The 24,924-nt window shown below is 63.6% G+C and carries 23 protein-coding genes; 11 read left to right on the top strand and 12 right to left on the bottom strand.

The window, feature by feature from the left end:
• Nucleotides 1–36 precede the first annotated feature (36 nt).
• Nucleotides 37–1,536, bottom strand: a complete 1,500-nt coding sequence (gene amaB, locus BRPE64_RS17050) for an L-piperidine-6-carboxylate dehydrogenase (RefSeq protein ID WP_044042358.1) — start codon at nt 1,534–1,536, stop codon at nt 37–39.
• Nucleotides 1,537–1,845: 309 nt separating this feature from the next.
• On the opposite strand from amaB, the gene BRPE64_RS17045 reads away from it, so the two are divergent.
• Nucleotides 1,846–2,490 (top strand): helix-turn-helix domain-containing protein, encoded by a 645-nt coding sequence (locus BRPE64_RS17045; protein ID WP_044042357.1) that lies wholly within the window; start codon nt 1,846–1,848, stop codon nt 2,488–2,490.
• 16 nt (nt 2,491–2,506) lie between these two features.
• Here the strand turns inward: BRPE64_RS17045 and BRPE64_RS17040 are convergent, their stop codons facing one another.
• The 8 genes from BRPE64_RS17040 to BRPE64_RS17005 form a co-directional block, all read right to left on the bottom strand.
• Nucleotides 2,507–3,085, bottom strand: a complete 579-nt coding sequence (locus BRPE64_RS17040) for a hypothetical protein (protein WP_044042356.1) — start codon at nt 3,083–3,085, stop codon at nt 2,507–2,509.
• A 223-nt stretch (nt 3,086–3,308) separates the two neighbouring features.
• On the bottom strand, nt 3,309–3,590 hold the full coding sequence (locus tag BRPE64_RS32380; protein ID WP_016354722.1) for a type II toxin-antitoxin system RelE/ParE family toxin: 282 nt from the start codon (nt 3,588–3,590) through the stop codon (nt 3,309–3,311).
• On the bottom strand, nt 3,587–3,784 hold the full coding sequence (gene relB / locus BRPE64_RS17030; RefSeq protein WP_044042354.1) for a type II toxin-antitoxin system RelB family antitoxin: 198 nt from the start codon (nt 3,782–3,784) through the stop codon (nt 3,587–3,589). Before relB ends, BRPE64_RS32380 begins: the two co-directional genes overlap by 4 nt.
• Before the next feature lie 98 nt (nt 3,785–3,882).
• On the bottom strand, nt 3,883–4,689 hold the full coding sequence (locus BRPE64_RS17025) for an IclR family transcriptional regulator (protein ID WP_016354720.1): 807 nt from the start codon (nt 4,687–4,689) through the stop codon (nt 3,883–3,885).
• 68 nt (nt 4,690–4,757) lie between these two features.
• Complete coding sequence (locus tag BRPE64_RS17020) at nt 4,758–5,582, bottom strand: sugar phosphate isomerase/epimerase family protein (protein ID WP_016354719.1); 825 nt, start codon at nt 5,580–5,582, stop codon at nt 4,758–4,760.
• A 14-nt stretch (nt 5,583–5,596) separates the two neighbouring features.
• Nucleotides 5,597–6,208, bottom strand: a complete 612-nt coding sequence (locus BRPE64_RS17015) for an NIPSNAP family protein (RefSeq protein WP_016354718.1) — start codon at nt 6,206–6,208, stop codon at nt 5,597–5,599.
• Nucleotides 6,205–7,944 carry an FAD-dependent oxidoreductase gene (locus tag BRPE64_RS17010; protein ID WP_016354717.1) on the bottom strand — a complete coding sequence of 580 codons (1,740 nt, stop codon included), beginning with the start codon at nt 7,942–7,944 and terminating at the stop codon, nt 6,205–6,207. Before BRPE64_RS17010 ends, BRPE64_RS17015 begins: the two co-directional genes overlap by 4 nt.
• Entirely contained in the window at nt 7,941–9,734 is a 1,794-nt protein-coding gene (locus BRPE64_RS17005) for an FAD-dependent oxidoreductase (protein ID WP_044042353.1), read from the bottom strand. The genes BRPE64_RS17010 and BRPE64_RS17005 overlap by 4 nt, the downstream gene beginning before the upstream one ends.
• 150 nt (nt 9,735–9,884) lie before the next feature.
• On the opposite strand from BRPE64_RS17005, the gene BRPE64_RS17000 reads away from it, so the two are divergent.
• The 7 genes from BRPE64_RS17000 (at nt 9,885) to BRPE64_RS16970 (ending at nt 17,903) form a co-directional block, all read left to right on the top strand.
• The gene (locus BRPE64_RS17000) at nt 9,885–10,772 is read left to right on the top strand and encodes an NAD-dependent epimerase/dehydratase family protein (RefSeq protein ID WP_044042733.1); all 888 of its coding nucleotides are present in this window, start codon (nt 9,885–9,887) and stop codon (nt 10,770–10,772) included.
• A 103-nt stretch (nt 10,773–10,875) separates the two neighbouring features.
• On the top strand, nt 10,876–12,594 hold the full coding sequence (locus BRPE64_RS16995) for a SulP family inorganic anion transporter (RefSeq protein WP_044042732.1): 1,719 nt from the start codon (nt 10,876–10,878) through the stop codon (nt 12,592–12,594).
• Between the two features lie 183 nt (nt 12,595–12,777).
• On the top strand, nt 12,778–13,605 hold the full coding sequence (locus BRPE64_RS16990) for a shikimate dehydrogenase family protein (RefSeq protein WP_016354713.1): 828 nt from the start codon (nt 12,778–12,780) through the stop codon (nt 13,603–13,605).
• 356 nt (nt 13,606–13,961) lie between these two features.
• Complete coding sequence (locus tag BRPE64_RS16985; RefSeq protein WP_198409291.1) at nt 13,962–14,804, top strand: glycosyltransferase family 2 protein; 843 nt, start codon at nt 13,962–13,964, stop codon at nt 14,802–14,804.
• A 2-nt stretch (nt 14,805–14,806) separates the two neighbouring features.
• Nucleotides 14,807–15,931, top strand: a complete 1,125-nt coding sequence (locus tag BRPE64_RS16980) for a glycosyltransferase family 2 protein (protein WP_051180447.1) — start codon at nt 14,807–14,809, stop codon at nt 15,929–15,931.
• 412 nt (nt 15,932–16,343) lie between these two features.
• Nucleotides 16,344–17,225: an alpha/beta fold hydrolase gene (locus BRPE64_RS16975; RefSeq protein WP_016354709.1), complete on the top strand. Its 882-nt coding sequence runs from the start codon at nt 16,344–16,346 to the stop codon at nt 17,223–17,225.
• Between the two features lie 132 nt (nt 17,226–17,357).
• Nucleotides 17,358–17,903 carry a hypothetical protein gene (locus tag BRPE64_RS16970; protein ID WP_232519259.1) on the top strand — a complete coding sequence of 182 codons (546 nt, stop codon included), beginning with the start codon at nt 17,358–17,360 and terminating at the stop codon, nt 17,901–17,903.
• Nucleotides 17,904–17,917: 14 nt separating this feature from the next.
• On the opposite strand, the gene BRPE64_RS16965 is transcribed toward BRPE64_RS16970, so the two are convergent.
• Nucleotides 17,918–19,258 (bottom strand): MFS transporter, encoded by a 1,341-nt coding sequence (locus BRPE64_RS16965; protein WP_016354706.1) that lies wholly within the window; start codon nt 19,256–19,258, stop codon nt 17,918–17,920.
• 102 nt (nt 19,259–19,360) lie between these two features.
• The gene (locus BRPE64_RS16960) at nt 19,361–20,320 is read right to left on the bottom strand and encodes an MBL fold metallo-hydrolase (RefSeq protein WP_016354705.1); all 960 of its coding nucleotides are present in this window, start codon (nt 20,318–20,320) and stop codon (nt 19,361–19,363) included.
• A 176-nt stretch (nt 20,321–20,496) separates the two neighbouring features.
• Here BRPE64_RS16960 and BRPE64_RS34000 point away from each other — a divergent pair, with 176 nt between their 5' ends.
• The gene (locus tag BRPE64_RS34000) at nt 20,497–21,300 is read left to right on the top strand and encodes an IclR family transcriptional regulator (protein ID WP_408608254.1); all 804 of its coding nucleotides are present in this window, start codon (nt 20,497–20,499) and stop codon (nt 21,298–21,300) included.
• Nucleotides 21,297–22,115 carry an IclR family transcriptional regulator gene (locus BRPE64_RS33995; RefSeq protein ID WP_016354703.1) on the top strand — a complete coding sequence of 273 codons (819 nt, stop codon included), beginning with the start codon at nt 21,297–21,299 and terminating at the stop codon, nt 22,113–22,115. The genes BRPE64_RS34000 and BRPE64_RS33995 overlap by 4 nt, the downstream gene beginning before the upstream one ends.
• A 24-nt stretch (nt 22,116–22,139) precedes the next feature.
• On the opposite strand, the gene pdxY is transcribed toward BRPE64_RS33995, so the two are convergent.
• Nucleotides 22,140–23,021 (bottom strand): pyridoxal kinase PdxY, encoded by an 882-nt coding sequence (gene pdxY / locus BRPE64_RS16945; protein WP_016354702.1) that lies wholly within the window; start codon nt 23,019–23,021, stop codon nt 22,140–22,142.
• A gap of 587 nt (nt 23,022–23,608) precedes the next feature.
• Between pdxY and glgC the strand changes: the two genes are divergently transcribed.
• Entirely contained in the window at nt 23,609–24,877 is a 1,269-nt protein-coding gene (glgC, locus tag BRPE64_RS16940) for a glucose-1-phosphate adenylyltransferase (protein WP_016354701.1), read from the top strand.
• Nucleotides 24,878–24,924 lie beyond the last annotated feature (47 nt).

The raw sequence follows: 24,924 nt of genomic DNA, 5'->3' as shown, positions 1-24,924 counted from the left end.
GTGTGGTTTAGTTTCGGTTTCGGTTCAGTTTCGGTTTCAGCCGAGATTGAAGTCGATGCCCTGCGCGAGCGGCAACTCCGACGAGTAGTTGATCGTGTTGGTCGCGCGGCGCATGTACGCCTTCCACGCGTCCGAGCCCGATTCGCGCCCGCCGCCGGTTTCTTTCTCGCCGCCGAACGCGCCGCCGATTTCCGCGCCGCTCGGCCCGATGTTCACGTTGGCGATGCCGCAATCGCTGCCCGATGCCGACAGGAAGCGCTCAGCTTCGCGCAGGTCGGTCGTGAACGTGCACGACGACAAGCCGTGCGCGGCGGCGTTGTTCGCGGCGATGGCGTCATCGAAATCGGAATAGCGCATCACGTAGAGAATCGGCGCGAAGGTCTCCTTCAGCACCACTTCAGTCTGCGACGGCATTTCCACCAGCGCCGGACGCACGTAGTAGCCGTTTTCATGGCCCTTCACGGTGACGCGCTCGCCGCCCGACACCTTGCCGCCCTCGCCCTTCGCCTGCTCCAGCGCGTCCTGCATGCGCGCGAACGCCTGCACGTCGATGAGCGGGCCCATCAGCACGCCCTGCTCCAGCGGATTGCCGACCGGCACTTTGGCGTAGAGCTCTTTGAGGCGCGCGACGGTTTCGTCGTAGATGCTGTCGTGCACGAAGAGACGCCTGAGCGACGTGCAGCGCTGCCCCGCCGTGCCGACCGCCGAGAACAGGATGCCGCGCAGCGCGAGATCGCGGTTGGCCGTGTGCGAAACGATGCCCGCGTTATTGCCGCCGAGTTCGAGAATCGAGCGGCCGAAGCGTTGCGCCACCGCGACGCCAACCTTGCGGCCCATTTCCGTGCTGCCGGTCGCGCTGACGATGTCCGAGCGCTTGTCCGCGACCAGCGCCGCACCGACTTCCCGTCCGCCGATGATTACCGAAGCGAGCCCGGCCGGCGCGGAGCCGAATTCATCGAGGACATCGCGAAAAATGCGGTCGACGGCAAGCGCGGTGAGCGGCGTCTTTTCCGACGGCTTCCACACGACCGCGTTGCCGCACACAAGCGCCAGCGCCGCGTTCCACGACCACACCGCGACGGGGAAATTGAACGCCGAGATGATCGTGCAAACGCCGAACGGATGCCACGTCTCCGCCATGCGATGCCCCGGACGCTCGGAGGCGATCGTGAGGCCATACAGCTGGCGCGACAGACCCACGGCGAAATCGCAGATGTCGATCATTTCCTGCACTTCGCCCAGACCTTCCTGAAGAATCTTGCCCGCCTCGAGCGACACCAGCCGGCCGAGCGCTTCCTTCTTCTCGCGCAGGCGATTGCCCAGCAGCCGCACCAGTTCGCCGCGACGCGGCGCGGGCACGTTGCGCCACGTTGCGAATGCAGTGCGGGCGGCGCCGAGCGCGGCGTCGACATCGGCAGTGCTGTTCTGCTTCACGCGGCCGATGACTTCGCCGGTGATGGGAGACGTGACGGCCAGATCGCCGTCGGCGACGAGGCTTGCGATGCCGAGGTCGGAAAGAATCGATTGTGCGTCCACGGTGAAGTCCTTTTGAAACGGGTTCGTTCGTCGGATCGCTTCGCGGATGTTTCGCAAAGCGCTGGCATGCTGAGTCGCTGTGTTTCTGATAAGAAACTTGCGTAACTTCGGAAACTATACGCGCTGTCGGCAGGCGCTACAACGTGGACAATATTGGGGTTGTCCCTCATGCGCACGGCCTTTCGGCGCGGTAGATTCGGCTTGTTTTCAGGCGTTTCGGCAGATTGCGGCCCTGCGCGCCGCGCGTTTTCGCGGTGTTATGATCGGAAACAAAAGCGCCACACGTTCCCCTACACATCGATTTTCTCCATGCCAAGCCTCAGCACGAACCACACGGCGGAACAGTCCGCCATCGATCTCGGACGCCGGGTGAAGCGCGCGCGGCTCGCGCACGACCTGACGCTGGAGACGGCGAGCCGCCTGTGCGGCGTGTCGCGTTCGGCGCTGTCGAAGATCGAGAACGGGCTGATGTCGCCGACCTTCGACGTGCTGCAGAAAATCGTCCGCGGCCTGCAGATCGATCTCGCCGAACTCTTCGGCACGGCGCCTGCGCTGAGCGCGAGCGGCCGGCGCGCCCTCACGCGCAAGGACGAGGGGCAGCGCCACGCGTATCGCGGCTATCAAATGGAACTGCTCGCCACCGATCTTGCCCACAAGGCGATGCTGCCGTTTCGCATCCGCATATCGGCCCACACGCTCGACGCGTTCGACGACTGGGGCCGTCACGAGGGCGAAGAATTTCTCTACGTGATCAGCGGCAGCGTGTGCCTGTATTCGGAACTCTACGCGCCGACGCATCTGAACGCCGGCGACAGCCTCTACTTCGACAGCCGCACGGGCCACGCCGCCATCTCGACGAGCGAAGACGACGCCGAAGTGCTGTGGATGGCGACCGGCGGCGGCGTGCCGACGGGTTCGCCTTCTTCGACCGCCGATGCCGTCGATGCCCGGTGACGCGCGCGCGGAACGCTTACGTATCCGGTTGCATGCCGGCGAGATAGATCGGAACGTTCACCTTGAAGGTGGCCATGAAATGCAGTGTGAATGACTCGGGAGTCGGAAACGGATTCTGAAGCACCTTCCAGGACACTTCTCTGAGCAGCGGTCCGTCCTTGTACTTCGGCAGAATGATCTGGCTGAAAGCGCCCTGCTCGTATGCGGGACCGGCCCACTCTTCATGCAGGCACTGCCACTTGCCGTGCTCGTCTTTCATCCATTGGTCTTGCGGGAAAAGACCGCACCACTCCTGGAACAAGGGCAACGCATGCTTCCTGCACGCGAAGACGCCCGCATTGAACGGAGCCGGCCATACCGGCAGATCCTGCGAGTAGACGAGGCCCTCATCGCCGACGAAAAAATCCTCGATACGCCGGTCGATATCGTGGACCACGGCGTCCGTATCGAGCCAGAGGATGGTGTCGTACGTGGTGTGGAGAAAATGCGCGAGGAGAAACGGCTTGATCCAGAAGACAGGCAGGTCGAGATCGATCTTGCCGATGTGGTGATACGCATAACCATGGGCCGCAGCGTATGCGCGGTTTCGCTGCAAGAGACCATTTAAGTGCCCCAATTCGGAGAACGAACGATCATCGAATTGAATTATTGCAATCGCCAACTTTTTTTCTTATTTAGTGAGTAGAGAACGCCGGTGATGAACGTCTTCGTCGTGCCCATCTGTCTCCGGTAAGGCCTGAAATTCTAGCTTGATCGACGTTTCGAACTTTGGATTTATGTCGCGTGGTGGGAGAGGCGTCCGAAGACGGCACGCCAGATCATTCAGACGGGTAACACTGCCGTGAATGGAGCACGTTCAGGACTTCGATGCGGTCCGTCACCGAGTAGACGATGACGTAATTCGGGTGCACGACGATCTCTCGGGTACCCGGAACGCGACCATTGCGATACAGGTAAGGAGCCGTGGCGGCAGCCTGCGGCGCTGCATCGAGCGCGCTTTTGACTGCGCGGGCGGCACCGGGACTGCGTTCTGCGATGTAGCGGATGATTTCCAGAAGATCGAGGCGTGCGTTTTGGGTCCAGACAACATGCAGCGTCAAGCGGACCTCGACTTGTGACGTTTCTCGGCTTCGGTAATGATTGCTTCTGCCTCGGCCATCACCTCATCATGCGCAATACGCGGCCGCGTATCGGCCATCGAGCGCCGCACTTTTTCGCGAAACCATTTGTCATAGGCTTCCGCTTCTTCAACAGTGGCGAACTCGGACACGATAGGATCGAGCGGGGTTGTCATTTCGGGTTCTCGTTTCATGATGAAAACGATGATATCGCAGGCATGCGCGACGCGTCACCTCGGCCATTCGGCCAGTTTCGCGCGCCCATGCTACACCGCTAAACTACGTTCGCCTTCGCTGCCGAGCGCTTGAAATACGGCGAACTCAGCGTCGCCGCGCCCATATCGGACGCCGCTTCGAGGAGCGCGGGCGCGAGTTCCTTCAGGCGCGCGTCGGGCAAGCGGCTCGTCGGCCCGGCGAGGCTCACCACGCCGACCACCGCACCCGTCACCGGATGATGAATCGGCGCAGCCATCGACGTCATGCCGGCTTCGTATGTCTCGCTCGCAATGCCGTAGCCACGCTCGCGCGCCGCGTGCAAATCCGCCAGAAACTGCTGGATGGTCTTCGGCGCCTTCGGACCGCCCGCGCCCGGCTTGCCAAGGCCGCCCTGCTTCGAGACGAGTTCGAGCGCCTCTTCATCGGTCAGCGAGGAGAGCCACGCCTGCCCGCTCGCCGTGCAATGCAGCGGCGGCTGGCTGCCCATGTCCGGGTCGTAGCGCAGGCCGGACTTCGCGCCCTGCGCCTTGCCGACGAACGTAATGTGATCGTCCTCCACCACGCCCACGCGCGCCAGTTCGCCCGACTGCGCCGCGAGCCGGTCGAGCACCGGTTGCGACACGTCGAGCACGCCTCCCGTCGACAGATAGATGAGCGCAAGCGAAACGAGCTTCAGCGCGAGCATGTACTCGCCGTGATCCTCGTCCTGACGGACATAGCCCTCGTCGATCAACATCGCGAGCAGGCGATGCGTGCCGCTGCGCGGAATGTTGAGCGTATCGGCGATTGCGGCGAGCTGCATGCGCCCGCCGTTTTTCGCCAGCAGCTCGATGATCGACAACGCGCGCTCCAGATTTCCTGCCATCTTTCAGTCTCTCGAAGTTCCGAGATCGGAATGAGAACACGATTCCACCTCGGAATTCAACCGCTAGTTTATTGCTGCGCGTAGGTCTCCTCCAGCACGGCCACAGTCGCTTCGCGCAGACGCTTGGCGCGCGTGAGCGCGTCGGCGGTTTTGGCCCATTCGTTCATCGGCACTTCGAGCGAAACCGGCAGATCGTCCGGCAGCGCGCGCAGGATGCCCGCGAGATCGAGCCCGCCTTCGCCGGGAATCATGCGTTCGGCACGCGCCTGATACAGCAGCGTGTGCAGATCGGCGGGACGCTCGGCGGGCGCGTCGCAGAACTGCACGTAGCCGAACCATTCGCGCGGCAACTCGCGCAGTTGTTGCGTCGACGACCCCGCGCGGTCGAAATGAATCGGATCGACGATCAAACCCGTATTCGCGCGCCCCGCCGCCTTCACGATGCGCGCGCCCTGCACGATGTCTTTCGCGTCCGTCCAGGGCATCGGTTCGAGGGATGGCGCCAGCCCATACGGCTTCGCGAGATCGCACAGTTGCGCGAGACGCTCAGCGGTGCGGGCTTCGTCGGGATCGTTGCCCGCGACGAGCACGTACCGCGCGCCCAGTTCCGCGGCGGTCGCGAGCATCGGCTCGTAAGCGGCGACGTCCGTGTCCGGCTTCAGGCGCAGGATTTCGGCATCGAGCACGCCGATACCGGTGTCCCTGAGCGCCGCGAGCGTTTCGCGCTTCAACGGCGTCGCGCCGACGATCTCGTGCCGCACCTCCGTGTCGGTCGCGGGCAAGAGGCGCAGGCCGACGAAATCGTAGCCCGCCTGCGCCGCGCACTCGACCATCTGCGGCGGCGTCAGTTCGAGCACCGTCAGCGCGGAGAGAGAAAGCTTGCGTCGTGACATCGCGGAGTCTCCGGTTAGCGCAGCGGCGAGAACGGCGCGGGCACGTAAATGGTCGATTCCATCGTCGTCAGATGGGCGGGTCCGCCCTTCGGCGGCCAGATGCCGTCTTTCACCGCCTCGGCGCGAATGCGCGAACGCTCGTCGACGCTCGCGTACGGCCAGATGTTGAGAAAGCGCGGCACGGTGCCGTCGAGCGCATACATCGCGCCGATGAGCGGCGAGCGCTTCGTGCGCTCCGGCAACGCGTTCTGCCATGCGTCGATGGTGTGCTGCAGGCTCGCGAGCTTCGTGCCGTAGACGCGCATCTCGTACAGCCCGCCGTGGACCGCCGGCTCGATCGGCGGCAGAAACGGAAACAACGCGTAGCTGCTGATGTCGACATCGGTGACGAATTCGCCGCAGCCGAATGGATTGCCTTCGAGCAACAGACGCTGGCGTTCCTTGACGAGCGCCGCTTCCGAGTCGAAACCGCGCAGCACCATGACGCGGCCGAGCGCGCCGATGTCCGAATACCAGCAGCCGAGCAGCTTTGAGCCGGGCGCGTCGCCGCTTGCCTTGATGTTCTCGAAGACCTGCGCGTTCGCGCCGATCTTCACCGTCAACGTGACTGTGTCGTACAGAGTCATTGCAGAGTCCTTGCCTGTTTGAAGAGTGAGAGGTCCGTGATGGCGTCGTCGCGCGGCGGCGCGGCCAGTTCGAGTCCGGCGAGATAGCCGAAGGTCATCGCCGGTCCGAGCGTGATGCCGCCTGCCGGATAATGTCCGCCCATCATGCTCGCGGCGTCGTTGCCGACGGCGAAGAGGCCGGGAATCGGCACATGCGTTTCGTCGAGCACGCGGGCGCGGGCGTCCGTCGCGAGGCCGGAAAACGTGCCGAGGCTGCCCGGCAAGATTTTCACGGCATGGAATGGCCCGTCGACGAGCGGCGCGAGACACGGATTCGGCCCGTGCGATGCATCGCCCTGAACGCGGTTGTACGGCGTCGAGCCTTTGTGGAATTGCGGATCGAAGCCGTCTTGCGCATACGCGTTGTAGGCCGCGACGGTATCGGCGAGGCCGCGTGCGTCGATGCCGCATTGCCGCGCGAGCGCGTCGAGCGTCGGCGCGCTGTGCAGATAGCCGGAGCGTTCGTAAGGCATCAGCGGAAACGGAAACGGCTTGGCGAAACCGAGCCCGTAGCGGCGCTGAAAACGATGATCGCAGACGAGCCACGCGCACACTTCCTCGCCCGGCGGCGTCGTTTCGATGAGCGCCGCGACGAAGTCGTGATACGACGACGCCTCGTTCGTGAAACGCCGGCCCGCGCGCGTCACGGAGATCACGCCCGGCTTCGCGCGGTCGATCAGATGCGGAAACGCAGCCGGCTCGTTCGCGCCCTTCGGCACGAGCGACACGGGCGCCCACGCGGCGGGCGCCTCGAGCGACGCATCGAAATACGCGCCCGCCGCTTCGCCGAGACGAATGCCGTCGCCGGTATTGCTTTTCGGCGCCGCCGACCAGTGCGGCGTGTACGGAAACGTCGCGGCCTGACGCTTCGCATCGTGCGGATAACCGCCGCACGCGAGCACGACGCCGCGCCGCGCGCGTATGTCGTGCATCACGCCGTCGATCTCGACGCGCGCGCCCGTCACCCGCTCGCCTTCGCGCGTCAACGACACGGCTTGTGCCCGCGTGCGCAGACCGACGCCGCGATCCGCCGCGGATTTCAACAGCCGCGCGACGAGCGCATTGCCGTTCACGAGATGCATCGAGCGGCCGTGACGCAGCTTATGCCACGCGAACGTGGCGAAGCGCTTCGTCACGTGCCACGCCGATTTCACACTGCGCGTCGCGTTCAGAAAATGCGCGAGATCCTGACCGGATGCGATCGCCATGCCCTTGATCGTCATTTCGGCAAGCGGCTCGCGCAGTTTGTGGATGAGCGGGCCGAGCGCGCGGCCGTCGAACGGCATCGCGCAGACGGAGCGGCCGCCGTTCGCCGCGCCCGGCGTGGTGTGGAAATCGGGAATGCGATTGCCGTCGATAAAGCGCATCGACGTATTGCGCTCGAAAAAGTCGACCATGCGCGGACCGTGCTCGATGAGCGCATCGACCTTGACGGCGTCGAAGTGCGCGCCGAGTTCGCTTTTGAGATACGTGCGCGGCGTTTCCTCATCTTCGACGATGCCCGCGCGCGCCGCGAGCGGATTGCGCGGAATCCACATCCAGCCGCCCGACCACGCGGTCGTGCCGCCGAACACGTCTTCCTTCTCGCAGACGAGCACCGACAAACCCTGCGTCGCCGCCGTGACGGCGGTCGAGAGGCCGCCTGCGCCTGAGCCCAGCACGAGGACATCGCATTCGAGAACCGGATCGGGCTTCATTTGGCGTGCGCGTGTGTTGGGATGTCGAGCGGCAGAGTGAATGCGTCGTCGCGCGCGTCCGGCAACGCGGCTTGCGGCGTCCGGCCACGCGCCGTCGCATGCCGCGCCGCGAGATAGCCGAACGCGAGTCCGGGTCCGAGCGTGATGCCCGGACCGGGATAGACGCCGCCCATTACGGACTGCATGTCGTTGCCGCACGCATAGAGGCCGCCGATCGGCCGGTCGGCGCGATCCAGCACGCGCGCGTTCGTATCGGTGACGAGCCCGGTCGCCGCGCCGATATCGCCCGGATACAGCCGCACCGCGTAGAACGGCGCCTCGCCGATCGGCCCGAGGCACTTGTTCGGGCCGCTCCAGTTCGCGTCGCCGTTGGCGTTCTGATAGTCGGTCGTGCCGCGCTGAAAATCCGTATCGACGCCCGTCTGCGCGTAGCGATTGATGCGCGCGACGCTATCCGCGAGCCCGGCTTCGTCGATGCCGAGTTTGCCCGCCAGTTCGCCGAGCGTGCTGCCTTCGACCAGATAGCCGTCCGCAAGAAACGGCGCGAGTCCCTTGCCGCCCGGACGCACCATGCCGAGGCCGTACTTGCGCAGACCTTGCGCGTCCGTCACGAGATACGCGGGCACGGAAGGCGTCGTGCGGTTTGCTTCCTGCATCGCGATGCCAAACAGGTGATATGACGTGTTCTCGTTGAGAAAGCGCCGCCCCGTTTTATCGACGACGATCATGCCCGGCTTGCCGCGATCCATCAAAAAGTGCGGGAACACGGCCGTGGTGCCGTCGGCGCGCCTGCGCACGGAAACCGGCGCCCAGAATGCGTTGGACAGCGCGCCATCGCCGAAACGCGCACCCGCCGCGAGTGCCAGATCCTGCGCGCTGCCGGTGTGGCCGGGCGCGGCGGGACACCACGCGGGATCGGCGCCGGGCAACATCTCGCCACGCCGCGTCGGATGTCGATTGAAGCCGCCGCTCGCGAGAATCACGCCGCCCGTCACGCCGATGCGCCGCTGCTCGTTCACATGCCTGAGCGTCACGCCTTCGACGCCGCTCGCGCCCGTGTGCAGCGCCTCGACCTTCGTGTTGGTCAGCACCGTCACGCCGCGCTGGAGCAGCGAAAACAGCAGCCGGCCGATCAGCGCGTTGCCCATCACGAGGCGCGTGCCGCGCGGCGCGCTCATGCGGTCGCGGGCGTGACGCGCGAGCAGCTTGAGCGCATGTCCGAACGATGCGAACGACTTCGTCATGTTAAGCAGATGCCCGACGTCGTCGCGATCGACCATCATGCCGCCCAGCACGGTGAATTCCGGAATCGGCGGACGGATCAGCGCGAACGCACGGCCGAGCTTGCGGCCGTCGAACGGCAGCGGCTCCAGCGCGCGGCCACGCAACGTCGAGCCTTCGATCTCGGACAGATAATCGGGATGAAACGGGCGCGCACGATATTTCACGTCCGAGTTCGCTTCGAGATGCGCCACGGCTCGCGGACCGGCTTCCAGAAATGCGCGACGCATCGCGGCATCGCTGCGCTCGCCGACTGCGCGCGTCAGGAAGGCTTCGGCGTTCGCGGCGGTATCGTCGCGATTGACGCTCGCCGCGTGCGGCGACGCCGGCATCCACGTGGTGCCCGCCGAATAGGCCGTCGTGCCGCCGACGTATTCCGTGCTTTCGACGAGCAGCACGCGCGCGCCGTCGATGGCCGCCACGAGCGCCGCCGACATGCCCGCCCCGCCCGCACCGATGACCACGACGTCGAACGTTTCATTCTGGCCCAGACTCTCCAATGTCTCCATCCTTGCTCCGCTCCGTCTCGCTTCGACATCGTCGTTTCTCTCGACGAATCGAAATAAGTGTTATCTGTAGAACTCACTTTGATATTGGAATACTATTCCACAAATGACGATCAAGCCAAGCTCTTTTTTGAGACGAACGGAGGAAACGACATGCGAGTACTGGTGACAGGCGGCAGCGGTTTTCTGGCGGCGTGGGTGATGCGACGGCTGCTCGCGCGCGGCATGCAAGTGCGCGCCTTCGACGTGCGCGAGAACGCGAGTCTCGTGCGGACGCTCGCGCCGGAACGCGCCGATGAGATCGAATGGCGGACCGGCGATATCGGCGAAGCGCGCGATGTCGCGCATGCGCTCGATGGCTGCGACGGCGTCATCCATCTGGCGGGCGTGCTGACGCCCGCGTGCGCCGCCGATCCCGTGCGCGGCGCGCACATCAATCTCACCGGCACACTGAATGTCTTCGATGCGGCCATCGCGTGCGGGCTGCGCTCCGTGCTCTATGCGAGCAGCGCGGGCGTCTTCGGCCCCGACGACGGCGCCACGCCCTATCCGCTGACGCATTACGGCGCGTTCAAGCTGGCGTGCGAGGGTTCGGCGCGCGCGTACTGGCACGATCGCGGTATCGCGAGCATCGGTTTTCGGCCGCTCGTCGTGTACGGCGCGGGGCGGGAAACGGGTTCGAGCGCGGGGCCGAGCCTCGCATGCCGTGCCGCCGCGCGCGGCGAGCCCTACACGATTCCCTTCACGGGCGCGACGGGACTCGTCTACGCGGATAACGTCGCCGCCGCGTACGAACTCGCGCTCACCCGCGAGATCAACGGCGCGCACGCGTTCACGCTAGCCGGCGACATCACGCCGATGGAGCGTGTCATCGCCATACTCGATGACATCGTGCCGGGCGCGCGCATCGACGCTGCGGGCGCGCCGCTGCCGATCGCCACATCCTTTCCCGACGATCCGGCGCTCGCGCAGATGCTGCCCGGTTTGCCGAAAACGCCGCTGGAAGAAGGCTTGCGGCAGACGGTCGCTTTCTATCGTTAGCCGTATCGTCGCTCTATCGTCAGCTCTATCGTTAGCCAAATGGAGCCTTGGCAGCGCGGATTCATTGGGGCACGATTCGCTTCTCACGACCACGGTGCGCCGCATGCAAGACTCCGACCGCAAGCCGACGGCGAGCGCCTGGCTCCTCAAAGGCATCCTCCCGATCAACCGCGCCGCCGCGCTGCGCGACGCGCTCGCCGGCGTTTCGCTCGCGTCGATGGACATTCCGCAGGTGCTCGGCTACGCGCGCATCGCAGGCATGCCGCCGGTGGCCGGCCTGTACACCGCGTTTCTGCCGCTCGTCGCGTTCGCGCTGTTCGGGGCGTCGCGACATCTCGTCGTCGCGGCGGATTCGGCCACGGCGACAATCTTCGCGAGCCGCCTCTCGTCGATGGCCGCGCCCGGCAGCGCCGAATACATCGCGCTGGCGGGCATGGTCGCACTTCAGACGGCCGCGCTTCTGCTGCTCGCGCGCCTTTTCAAGCTCGGCTTTCTTGCCGACTTTCTGTCGCGCACGGTGCTCGTCGGTTTCCTGGCGGGCGTAGGCGTGCAGGTGTCGATCGCGATGCTCGGCGACCTCTCCGGCATCGCGATGCCCGGGTCCGCGTCGCACAGCGTTGCCCAGCTCGAGTACCTCGTCCGGCATGCGCTGCAGTTTCACGCGCCGACGCTCGGCGTGGCCCTGCTCGTGATCGTCGCGATTCTCGTCTGCAAACGCGTGGCGCCGCGCGTGCCGATGCCGCTCATCGCGGTGATCGGCAGCATCGTGGCGAGCAAGGCGTTCGATTTCGCGGCGCACGGCATCGCGGTGCTCGGTCCTGTTGCCGGTGGCCTGCCCGCGTTGCGCTTTCCCGTCGTCAGTTGGCAGCAGTGTGTCGATCTCGTGCCGGTCGCGGCCTCGTGCTTCGTGATGATCATCGCGCAGAGCGCGGCGGCAGCGCGCGTGTTCGCGCAGCAGTATCGCGAGGAAGTCGATACCAACAGCGACATCCTCGGCCTTTCGGCGGCGAATGCAGCGGCGGCGCTGACCGGCACATTCGTCGTCAACGGCAGTCCCACGCAGACGGCCATGGCCGAGCGCGCCGGCACGCGCAGCCAGTTGGGGCAATTGTTCTTCGCAGCCGTAGTCGCGGTCGTGTTGCTGTTTTTGAGCGACTATCTGCGCTATCTGCCGCATTGCGTGCTGGCGGCCATCGTGTTCACGATCGCCATCGGCCTCGTCAATCTGCAAAGCCTCAACGACATCCGCGCCGAAAGCCCGGGCGAATTTCTGCTGGCGCTCGTTACGGCGGCGTCGGTCGTGCTGGTGGGCGTCGAGCACGGCATTCTGCTGGCGGTGGCGCTGTCGCTGCTGCGTCATGTGCGCCATAGCTATCATCCGCACACGATGGTCCTCACGCCCGCCGCGCCCGACGCACGCTGGCAGTTCCTGCCGACGAAACCGGGTGCGATGACCGCGCCGCATCTCATCGTCTATCGCTTCGGTGCCGATCTGTTTTACGCGAACGATCATTTCTTTGCCGCTGAAGTGACGAAGCTCGTCGATACGGCATCCGATGGCTTGCGCCATTTCATCGTCGATGCGGGCGCGATCACGGATCTCGATTATTCCGCCGCACGCACAATCGGCGAGTTGGTGGAAACGTTGCGGGATCGTGGCGTGGTCGTGAGCTTCGGGCGTGTGAATCGATTTTTGCGCGGCGATATGGACCGGCACGGATTGACGCAGGTGCTGGGCGAGGCGAATGTTTTTGCCACGCTGCATGAGGCGCTGGCTTACGCGGGCGTGAATCCGGTCACGCACGAACCGAATACGCTTTGAAGGCTTCCTGCTCTTGTTAGCTGGTTTTAAATGCTTTCGTCGGGTGGTTCCGATTCACCGGCGGTGGCAAACACTGACCGTTAGTTGCCTTCTACAAATAAACGCAAATTTGTTGAACGCTATTCCATTTTCAACTAGCATTCATCTTCAGACCCAACCGTGTGAACCGGAGGCAACCGAAGCATGGCGCAGGACACTTCTTTTTCCGCATCGCTCGATGCGGGCTTGAGCGGCGCGACCCGCGCGTACTTCATCGTCGGCGATCCGATCGCGCAGGTGCGCTCGCCGTCGGGCGTGACTGCTGCGTTGCGCGCGGCCGGGCGCGACGCCATCGTGATTCCGGCGCACGTCGCGCCCGCCGATCTCGACGCGTTCTTCGCGGGCATCGCACGCCTGCAGAATTGCGACGGCGTCATCATCACCGTGCCGCACAAGTTCAGCGCGACGGCGTTCTGCAAAACGCTGACGGACGAAGGCGCGTTCCTCGGCGCCGTCAACATGCTCAAACGCAACGCCGATGGCAGTTGGCACGGCGGCGCATCGGACGGAATCGGCATGGTTGCGGCGCTCCGGGACGCGGGCTGCGATCCGGCGGGCAAGCGCGCGCTCCTGATCGGCGCGGGCGGCGCGGGCTCGGCGATCGGCCACGCGCTCGTCGAGGCGGGCGTCAGCTCGCTTGCAATCGGCGATTTCGATGCCGCGCGCACGGCCGCCCTCGCCTCACGTCTGTCCGCGCTGGGCCGCGGCGCAGTGAGCGTCGCGGACGATGCAGCCGCGGAAACCTACGACCTCATCGTGAACGCGTCGCCGGCGGGCATGCGCGCAGGCGATCCGCTGCCGATCGACGTTTCTCGCCTTCCCGCGACCGCTTTCGTCGGCGATGTGGTGACCAAGCCGCCGCTCACGCCTTTCATCGAAGCCGCCCGCGCGCGCGGATGCACGACCGTCACAGGCACGCAGATGTTCGGCCGCGTGTGCGACGCGATCGTCGACTATCTGTTGAAGGAATGACGCCGGCGAATTGAAACGCAGTGCTTCGATATGTCGATTGTGCGGCGCGCCGGCGTTTGCCATACTGAATTTGGCTCCTCTGTCTCCTCTAGCGTCCGGTCGCCGTAGCGCAACCCACATCCGGACGTGTCCTCGCCGCCTTTACGGGCGGCGTTTTTTTTGCGCGCGCTGTTTCTGCAACGTAAAACGAGCTATTTGCAATTTTTTGTTTAAACCAATCAATCAACTCGATCTTCAGGTAGTTTTAGCGGCGTCGAGCCGCCTCGGCATGCCCCGCATTCCTGCTAGCGAAGTGTTTCGCCGGGCGATCGAGGAAGCGCTTCAAGAAATGAAAGCCTAACGAGAAGATACACGCTGTGAGCATTGATAAGATAAGCATTGGCATCGTCTTTTACAAAAACGATGACGCCGAGATACAGAATTGCCTTGACGCCCTGAAAAAGCAAACCGCCTCAGACCGCATCACAGAAGTATTAATCCGAGACCAAGGCGGCGGCGAGAATAATGCTTTCGTCAATCAATGGATTTCTAAGAACCCTGGCGCGCTCGAAATCAAGATGTTCGAGGGAAAGAACCTCGGCTTCGGAGGTGGGCACAACGAATTGTTCGCTACTGCAAGTCGCCAGTCCCGAGCATATTTGTGTTTGAACCCGGACGGGATCATGCACCCGTCATGCCTTGAGCAGATGCTACTGCTGGCCGAGAAGAATCAGTGGAAGGGAATCTTCGAGGCGACGCAGGAGCCGATTATGCACCCGAAGTATTTCAGTCCACAGACCGGAGCGACGGCCTGGTGCTCAGGTGCCTGCCTCATGATCCCATCTGACATCTATAGAAAGATCAACGGTTACGATGAGGACTTCTTTCTTTATTGCGAGGACGTGGATTTGTCGTGGAGAGTGAAGGCTGCAGGCTACCAGTGCTTCACGGTTGCAGATGCTTGGTTCTTCCATTATGCGATGGACCGAAGCGCGCGCGTCGTCGAAATTTGGAAGTCGGCATGCACCTTAGCTCACAAATGGCGATCGACGAATTTTAAGGAACACGCGCTGAACGTTCTCGCATCCCTGGTGGATATTGATAGAGAAGAGCTCGCGAAGGAAACCGAGAAGTTCGAACAGCACCCTCTTGAAGACGTGTTTAGGGCAAACCCGGACTTCAAACATAACCTGACCTTCGCCGAGCCGATGTGGGTATAAGCATGAACAAAACAATCTCTGTCATTATCCGCACAATGCCGGGCCGTGAACGTTTTCTGGACAAGTGTATCTTCTTGCTCAGCGGTCAGTCGTACAGCAATATTGAGGTTATCGTGGTGGCGCAGAAGCTGTCTGAGGACGCCACTTCGTCGAAAATTCAAGCCGTCGTCGATCGCTGGGCAGACCGTTTCGAGAGCGCCCAACTAATTACGCATGTGTCCTCGACCGACGCTCGCGCTAGGAGCCTAAACTTAGGCAAGAAAGCAGCGACGGGGCGCTACATCGCATTTCTAGATGACGACGACAAGGTCTACCCCAACCACTACGAGAAACTGATCGCCTCTCTCGAGGCTTCGGACTACGCGTGGGCCTACGCCGACATCATTCGGGCGCTGTACAACGAGTTCGGCCAGCTCGTGTCGCGCACTTCTCCATTTCGGAGAGTTGGATATTCGTACCTGGACCATCTCAGGGGTAACTTCATCCCGATTCATTCTTTCGTAATCGACCTGCATCGCGCGACCGATGTTGGCGAAGTCGACGAAGCCATGAGCCGGAACGAAGACTATGAGTTCATCTTGAGATTAGCGTTTCGCCATGAGCCGCTTTATGTGCCCGGTTTTGGCGCCGAGTATTGCATTCGCAGCGACGGTTCCAACACGGTTTCCGATGGAACACTCACGGCTAGACAATCTTTCCAGAAGCGTCGTATATGGAACGATGCACAAGCCGTACTCGACGATAAAAAGCTGCATAACTTTGGTTGGTGGGTAAGAGAGCTTGACCGGCTGCCCCCAGTGAATCCGCATGACCCAAGCCTTAGCGGAATCCACCATGTGGCGGCCGAGGCAGACCTGCGCCATGCTGTGCGATACGAGCATACCGATCACACATTCCGCAACTTGCTGCGCTTTTACTACTCGAGCAAGTCATGGCGTTACACAAGACCGATTCGGAATGCGATCGCACGTGTACGTCACCATCCAATGCTTGAGGACATAATCCCACACAGCGAGGAATCAGCGAAGCACATCATTGGCCAAGTGATTACGTCGACCTCTTGGGAAATCACTATGCCGCTCAGAATGGCCGGACGGATCGCGCGGCGAATCTCCGGACGGATTTAGGAGCTTAGGTTTGCCGAACAACAGAAAGCAAAAACTGTGCGGGCTGTCGGTGATCTATTAAGGAAAAGGGACAGAGAAATACTACGGGAACGTAGTCGGCAAGGTGGCGACGACCATACTCACATGCTGCAATACGGCGTCCGGACAAACGGTGAACCCGTGAACACGCGCCTGCAAATGGGGCTTGGGATCGCAAAAAAGGCGGCAGCACACTTCGCGAAGGACTTGCTATGAGGTATGCCTTGATCGACCCGCAGGTCGGGCAATATCTGCTGTCCTCGCTGGACAATTCTAGGCGGCGCTCTGTCAGCAATAGGCCTGCCGGAGGATATGCTTTACCTCCCGCGTAATTGTCCGCCCCACCTCCCCCTGCGACGATGCACTCACACTGTTCATCGACAAGGAGACGGACATGCCCGCAGCACTGCATCGAGATCACGCCGCCATCGCCCGCCCGGGCTACATTCGCGCGGCTGGCGACGTCGAGCTGTTCTACCGCGACTGGCGCGATGAAAGCGTTCCCGGCAACGGCCGGACGATCGTGTTCGTCGCCAGTTATTCGCTGCCGAGCGACATGTGGGCGTATCAGATGCTGCCGCTCGTGCGCCAGGGCTTTCGCTGCGTCGCGTACGACCGGCGCGGTCACGGCCGCTCGAGCGATGCCGGCGGCGGCTACGACTACGACACGCTCGCGAACGACCTCGCCGCCGTCATCGACGCGCTCGATTTGTCCGGCGTCACGCTCGTCGGCTATTCGATGGGCGGCGCGGAAGCCGTGCGCTATCTCACGCGCCACGGCAGCGCGCGGGTCGAGCGCCTCGTGTTGGTCGCCTCCACCGTGCCGATGCTCGCGAAGACGTCCGACAATCCCGACGGCATCGATCGCGCTTATGTGGATGCCTTCCAGCACGATCTGATGACGGACTATCCGCGCTGGCTCGCCGACAACGCGCGGCCGTTCGCGGGCCCAAACGTATCGGAAGCGATGATCGGATGGATCAAGGAAATGGCGTTGCGCACCTCGCAACAGGCGCTGTACGCGTGCAACGAAACTGTGAGCAGCGGCGACTTCCGCGCGGAGTTGCGCGATGTCGATGTGCCGACGCTCATCGTCCAGGGCGATTGCGATGCATCCAATCCGCTCGAACTGACATCGCAACGCACGGCGCAACTGATTCCGGATGCGCGGCTCGTCGTGTATGAAGGCGCGCCGCACGGCGTCTTTCTGTCCGATGCCGCGCGCCTGACGGCCGATCTCGCGGCATTTGCGAGCGACTCTGTGGTAGTGGCTTAACAACGCCGGAGGAAACTCAGCGTTTGTCGCATAAACGCTGAGTTCCGGCGGGTTTCGAAACACTCATATCAAAACACTCTGGAAGAATCCCGGCACACCGTAGCACTGCGAATTGACAGCGATGCGCGCCGCATGAAAGCATCGCCGCGCAGTCCTCTTCTCGACGTCCACCGTCCACCGGAGTTCACCGCGATGATCTTCCACGCTTCCATTCCCGCCCACGATCCGAAACACGTCGCGCACGTGCTCGCCGAACTGTGGGACGGTTTTGCCGCGCCCTTCTCGCCGTTTCCCGATGCATGGATGGCCGTCGCGGGCGACGATCGCGGCAGCATCATCGAGGTTTATCCGAGCGATCAGGTGATCACGCCCGGCGGCGGTCACGAAGAAAGCGTGAGCTACGGCGCGACACACGCGCAGCGCCCGCAATACAGCGCGTTCCATATGGCGATTGCGACGCCCAGATCGAGCGACGAAGTCGTCGGGATCGGCGAGCGCGAAGGCTGGCGCGCGGTGCGTTGCACGCGCGGCAACAACTTCTTTCATGTGATCGAATTCTGGATCGAAAACTCGACGATGCTCGAATTCCTCACGCCCGACATGCAGGCCGAATATCTCGCCTTCGCGACGCCCGAAAACTTCAAGGCGATGGCCGCGGCCGCCGCCGTTCCGCAATGAACGTTCGATAACGCTCAACGCGATGAATCTGCCTCGCCGCGAAGCCCGAACATCAGCGCAGCGCCGCTCGCGAACAGCAGCAACGACAGCAGATGCACGGCGAGATCCATGCTGCCGGTCGCGGTGCGGATTTGCCCGATCACCCACGGACTCACGATTCCGCTCGTGATCCCGATGCTGCTGATGAACGCAATGCCCGCCGCCGCGCTGTTGCCCGGCAAATGACTGGCGGGCACGGCCCAGAAGATCGGCAACGCGGCGAAGATCAACGTCGCCGCGAGCGACAGAATCGCGAGCATCAGCGGCAAGCTCGGCGGATGCAGCGTCAGCGCCGCCAGCGCAATGCCGCCGCCGATCGTGCAACACGCGAAGTGCTTGCGCCGCTCGCCGGCACGATCCGAATGACGCGCGATAAAAATCAGCCCCACCGCCCCGACGGCATTCGGCACGACGGTATAGAGGCTGACCGACATGACATCGGTGATGCCGAAATCGCGGATCATCAGCGGCATCCAAAAGCTCAGCGTGAGCGATGCGCACGTCAGCGAGAAATAGATGAACGCGAAAAGATAGATGCGCGGATTGCGCAGCGCATCGAGCAGACCGCGAGGATCGTGCTGACGAGTCGCGCCGTTCGTCCCGGAGCACAGCGCAACGAGCCGCTCCTGCTCGGCTTGCGTGAGCCAGCGCGCGTCGCGCGGCGCATCCACCAGCAGACGCAACGCAAGCAGCCCGAGCAGCACGGCGGGCGCGCCTTCGAGGGCGAACATCCACTGCCAGCCGTACAGGCCCATGACGCCCGCCATGTCGCGCATGATCCAGCCGGACACGAGCCCGCCGAACACGCCCGCGACCGCGACGCCCGCGAAGAACACCGACATCACCGCCGCGCGCCGGCCCGCCGGAAACCAGTACGTCAGATACAGCACGATGCCCGGAAAGAAACCCGCCTCGAACACGCCGAGCAGAAAGCGCAGCAAATAGAAATGGCCGGGCGTCGCGACGAACATCATGCCGACCGACGCCGCGCCCCACAGCAGCATGATCCGCGTAAAGGTGCGGCGCGCGCCGAACTTCGCGAGCAGCAGATTGCTCGGCACTTCGAACAGCACGTAGCCGACATAGAACACGGCGGCGCCGAGGCCGTACATCGCATCGGAGAAACCGAGATCGTGCTTCATCTGCAACTGCGCGAAGCCGATATTGATGCGGTCCAGAAACGACACGACATAGCACAGGAACAGAAACGGAATGATGCGCCACGCGACTTTGCGGAACAGCGCATCGTCCGACAGGATGTGCGCATCCGCGGCGGCGCTCGGGCTGAGCGCCGCCGTACTGATCGACTTCGACATGTCTCGCTCCAGATGACGGGCGTACGCAGGCCGGCGTCTCGCGCGCCTCGTGCCTGAAAGGGAAGTGCGGCGCGTCTTAGCGCGCGCCGCGAGAGATGAACCTCAGTCCTGCAGCGCGGCCCACATTTCCTTGTCGCGCTCGGCCGTCCAGATGCGCGGATGCTTGATGCCGCTCGCTTCGTCGTAAGCGCGCGAGACGTCGAACGGCAGACAGTGCTCGTAGATGAAGACGTGGCCGAACTTCGGGTCCATCGTCTTGCGGGCATGCGCCATCGCGCCCTTCAGGTCGAGCTTGTCGGCGACGGCGTCCTTGCCCGCCTGAAGCAGCGTCGTGACGAAATCCTTCGTGTAGTCGAGACCCTTGTCGACCTCGGCCGGCGACAGCAGCGCGGGACCGCGCCCCGGCACCAGCTTCTCCGCCTTCAGCGCGCGCAGCGCTTCGAGCGTCGCGGGCCATTCCGCGAGTTGGGCGTCGCCGCAATAGCAGGCCGCGTCGTATTCGACGAGATCGCCCGAAAACAGCACCTTTTGCGACGGCAGCCAGACGACCGTATCGCCCTTCGTATGCCCCGAGCCGAGATGCGCGATCTTCACTTCGAGCTTGCCGAGCCAGAGCGTGATTTCGCGCTCGAAGACGAGCGTCGGCCACGTGAGGCCCGGCACCGTCTCCACGCCGGCGAACAGCCGCGGAAAGCGCTCGATTTCCGATTTCATGTCCTGCTCGCCGCGCTCGACGATCATCTCGTACGTCCCGCGGCTCGCGATCACCTGCTGCGCGCCTTCCTTGAAATACGCCGACGCGCCCAGCACGCGCACCGCATGATAGTGCGACAGCACGACGTATTTGATCGGCTTGTCGGTGACGCTGCGGATCTTCTCGATCAGGTCCTGCGCCATTGCGGGCGTGGCGGTCGTATCGACGATCAGCACGCCGTCGTCGCCGATGATCACGCCGGAGTTCGGGTCGCCTTCCGCCGTGTACGCGTACGCGTTCTCGGACAACTGCGTGAAGGTGATCTTCTTCGCTTCAAGATCGGCCTGCGATGCGAATGCTTTTGCCATGGTCGTGTCTCGCTTCCATTCTCGTGGGGATGGGTGGATGATCGGCGTGAGCCTGATTTTTGTCAACAGCAAGCGTGTTTGCTATTTGCAAATTACGGGTAAATACTGAAGGCCATCATCGGATGATTCTTGCTCGGCTAAGATTTGCGGTCCGTCCACTTTTTATTGATCTCGGAGTGCTCTTGGCTCGTCCCGTTTCCGCCACACGCGATGCCACGCCCGACGCCAGCGCCGGCGAGGAAAAGAAGCAGCGCGGCATCCAGAGCGTCGAAGTCGGCGCGCGCCTGCTCGATGCACTCGCCGCGCGCCGCGAGCCGCTCGCGCTGAGCACGCTCGCCGACGCCGCGGAGCTTTCGACGGCGCAAGCGCATACCTATCTCGTCAGTCTCACGCGCCTCGGTCTCGTCAAGCGCGACGCACTGACCGGTAATTACGAGCCGGGCCCGCTTTCGCTCAGGCTCGGTCTATTGAATCTAGAACATCAGCCGGCGTATCGCGCAGCCGCACCGCGCGTCGCGGCGCTCGCGCTCGCGACGGGCATGAGCGTCGCGGTCAGCGTGGCGGGGCCGCAGGGGCCGACCGTCGTGCGTTATGAGCGCGGCGGCTATCCGTTGCATGTGAATCTGCACGTCGGCACGGTGATGTCGCTCTCGACGACATCGACGGGACGCATCTTCCGCGCCTTCGACGATCCGGCCCGCGTCGCCGCGATGCTCGCGCATCAGGCGGAAAACGAACGCGACGCGCCCGAGACGGCGGCGCGCATCGGCGAGATTCGCGCGCGCGGCATCGAACGTAGCGTCGATGCGCCGAGTCCGGGCGTGAGCAGCATGAGCGTGCCGGTGTTCGACGGCGCGCAGCGCATGCAACTCGCGCTGACGGCGATCGGCCCGACCGGCCTGTGCGACGTCGGCTGGGACGGCGCGCTCGCGCAGGCGCTGAAAGACGCCGCACGCGATATCGCCGGACTGCTCTCATGATGACGACATTCGACGAAGCCGCCGACGCCCGCCCGCAGCGCGGCATCAACGCGCTCGACGCGACGGGCGAATTGCTGCGCGCGCTGGTCGCAGCGGGCCGGCCGCTTACGTTGCGAGACTTGGCCTTCGCGGCCGGTATGCCGCCCGCGAAGGCGTTCGCCCATCTCGTAAGTCTCGTGAAGGTCGGATTGCTTGCACGCGACGAGGCCGGTTTTTTCCACGCGGGCGATCTGAGCCGCGCGCTCGGGTTGATCGCGCTGCAGCGGCTCTCGCCGATCCGCGATGCCGAAGCGGAGATCGTTGCGCTTGCCGCGAGCACGTCGATGACCGTGGCGGCCGCGACGCTCGGTCCGCTCGGGCCGACGGTGATTCGCCTGGAAGAATCGGCGCGGCCGCAGCATGTGAGCTTGCGCGTCGGCACGGTGATGTCGCTCGTGAATACGGCGATCGGCCGCGTGTACGCCGCGTATCTTTCCAGGGAGATGCTGGCGAGCCTGATGGCGCAGGACGGCATCCGGCTCGCGGGCGCTGTCGTCGAAGGCGTTTCAAAAGCCCTCGAAGGCGAATACGGCGCACGGCTCGGCGAGATTCGGGCGCGCGGACTCGATACCGCGCTCGGCGCCCCCGTTCCGGGCATCCACACGCTGGCGGCGCCGGTGTTCGATCACACCGGCAGCGTGTGTCTCGTGCTGGCGTTGATCGGTTCGGCGGGCGGCTTCGACAGCGCCGCCGACGGTGCGCTCGCGCGCGCCCTGCTCGCCGCGACACGGCGCCTGTCGTGGCGCTTCGGCTTTATGGAAACGCGCGGCGAATGACGCTCGCGGTTCGCCGTTTCGCGGTTATCGGCGCCGGGTCGTTTCCGTGCCGGTTACGCGTATTGCGGGGAAACGATCGGTCGGCTTTGCGATCTCGTCCTGCGATGCGACGATCTCAAGTTCGTAGCGGCCCGCCTCGTAAGTTGCCTTGACGACCGCGTTGACTGCCGCGAGCGTATGTTCGAGCGCGTCGCGCAGTGAATCGCCGAGCAAGGTGCGGGCGACGAACACGCCGCTCGTCAGATCGCCGACGCCCACCGGCTGACGCGCAAACGGATAAAGCGGGCGTTGCGCAAACCATGATTCGGTCGGGCTGACGGCGAGCATGTTGAAGGTATCGGCGCGGCTGTTGCGATCGAGCAGATGCTTCACGAGCACGATGCGCGGACCGCGTCCAAGCACTTCGCGGCACGCATCGACGGCTTCCTCCACCGTCTCGATGGTGCGCCCGACGAGCTTTTCCAGTTCGACGTGATTGGGCATCAGCGCATCGGCGATTTCGGGCATTGTGGTGACGAGGAAGTCTTCGATACCCGGCGCGACCGTGCAGCCGCTCGTCTGGCCCATGACGGGATCGCAGAAAAAGAGCGCGCGCGGATTCACCGCCTTCACCATCTTCACGATCTCGACGACCGCGCGGCCCTGCTCCGGCGCTCCGAGATAGCCCGACAGCACCGCGTTGCAGCGCGCCAGCACGCCGATTGCGCCGATGCCTTCGATCACGTTCTGGAGTTCGTCGGCATCGAACGCGCTGCCGGTCCAGCGGCCGTATTGCGTGTGATTGGAAAACTGCACGGTGTTGAGCGGCCACACGTTGACGCCGAGACGCCGCATCGGAAAAACCGCCGCGCTATTGCCTGCATGGCCGAACACTACATGCGATTGAATGCTCAGGACGTTGTTCATCTTCTGATTCCCGATTGATTCCAGAGGTTCGGTCAAGTCAAATTTTTGTCAGGCCACACTGAAGGCAGCGTCATTGCGGGCTTCGTGCAGCGCAGCGCGGACGAAACGCAGGCGGCGGACGCAGCCGCCTGGCGCCGCCTACGGCCGCCTAGCGCCTCATAACGCCGGCAGGCGCACAGCCCCATGACGAGCTTCCTATTGTGCCGTGCCTCGACGCACTGCGGCATGGCCTGCTCGTTATAAATTGAGGCAGCGCGTCTTGTCGAGCGGCGCGATCCGCGCGATGACGAAAAGGTCGCGCGCCCGCAACATCGCGCGATTCGGCGGACGCGTTCAAGCACGTCCGTGCGCCATTCGGCACGACGCTTGCTCGATGCAGCCGGATCGACGCTTCAGAGACTTTGCACGACAACGCGAAAAAATCGAGCGACTCGCACACTAATTCGAATGCGCGCCGGATAATGCAGCAACGACGGATTGCGCGCCGCCACCCGGCCTTCCGCGTCAGACAGTCAGATACGCAGAAAGCCAAGAGGACGAACACACGGCAAGACACCAATAGTCGCAGGTCAAATCAGGAGGCAGATATGGAGACGCTGGCTAAGAATCGCACCGATTTGCAAAAGTCGACCCTCGCAATCGTTCTCGCCGGCGGGCGCGGCACCCGGCTCGGTCCGCTCACCGACAAGCGCGTCAAACCCGCCGTGCACTTCGGCGGCAAATACCGCATCGTCGATTTCGCGCTGTCCAACTGCCTCAATTCGGGCATCCGCCGCATCGCCGTCGTCACGCAATACAAAGCGCATTCGCTCATTCGCCATCTCCAGCGCGGCTGGGGTTTCCTGCGCGGCGAGTTCAACGAGTTCATCGATATCTGGCCGGCGCAGCAGCGCGTCGATTCGAGCTGGTATCGCGGCACGGCCGACGCGGTGTATCAAAACCTCGATATCGTCCGCTCGATCGGGCCGGAATTCGTCATCGTGCTGGCGGGCGATCACATCTACAAGATGGACTACACGCGCATGGTGCTCGACCATGTGGAGAGCGGCGCGGACTGCACGGTCGGCTGCATCGAGGTGCCGCGCATGGATGCGGTCGCGTTCGGCGTGATGCACGTCGACGAAAACCGCCGCGTCACCGCCTTCCTCGAAAAGCCCGCCGATCCGCCCGCCATGCCCGGCAAGCCCGACATCGCGCTCGCCAGCATGGGCATCTACGTGTTCAGCGCGAAGTATCTCTATGAAATGCTCCAGGACAACATCGAAAATTCGAGCACGGATCACGACTTCGGCAAGGACATCATTCCGCGCGTCGTGACGACGGGCAAGGCCATCGCGCATCCGTTCGGCATGTCGTGCGTGACGTCGAGCAGCGATCCGGACGCGCCCGCGTACTGGCGCGACGTCGGTACCGTCGACGCCTATTGGGCCGCGAATCTCGATCTTGCATCGACGATTCCGGAACTCGATCTCTACGACCGCAACTGGCCGATCTGGACCAATCAGGAACAACTGCCGCCCGGCAAGTTCGTGCGCGACCTGAACGGCCAGCAAGGCGCGATCACCAATCTGCTCGTCTGCGGCGGCTGCGTAATTTCTGGGTCGCAGGTGTCGAAGTCGGTGTTTTCGTCGGCGGTGCGGGTGCACTCGTTCTGTAACATCAATGAGGCAGTCTTGTTGCCGCAGGTGACCATCGGGCCGAGTTGCCGCTTGCAGCGCGTTGTGATCGACCGCGGCTGCACGGTGCCTGAAGGGCTCGTAGTCGGCGAGGATCCGGACGACGACGCCGCGCGCTTCTTCCGCACGGAATCGGGGGTCACGCTGATCACGCGCGAGGCACTGGCGCGTCTTTCCTAGCGGCCGACCAGCGAACGACGCCCGCGCGCCGCGCCTATTACAAGAAC

Origin of the sequence: Caballeronia insecticola (genome assembly GCF_000402035.1) — a bacterium.
GTDB lineage: Bacteria > Pseudomonadota > Gammaproteobacteria > Burkholderiales > Burkholderiaceae > Caballeronia > Caballeronia insecticola.
The sequence above is the reverse complement of the archived record's forward strand: the minus strand, read 5'-3'. Positions and strand labels throughout refer to the sequence as shown.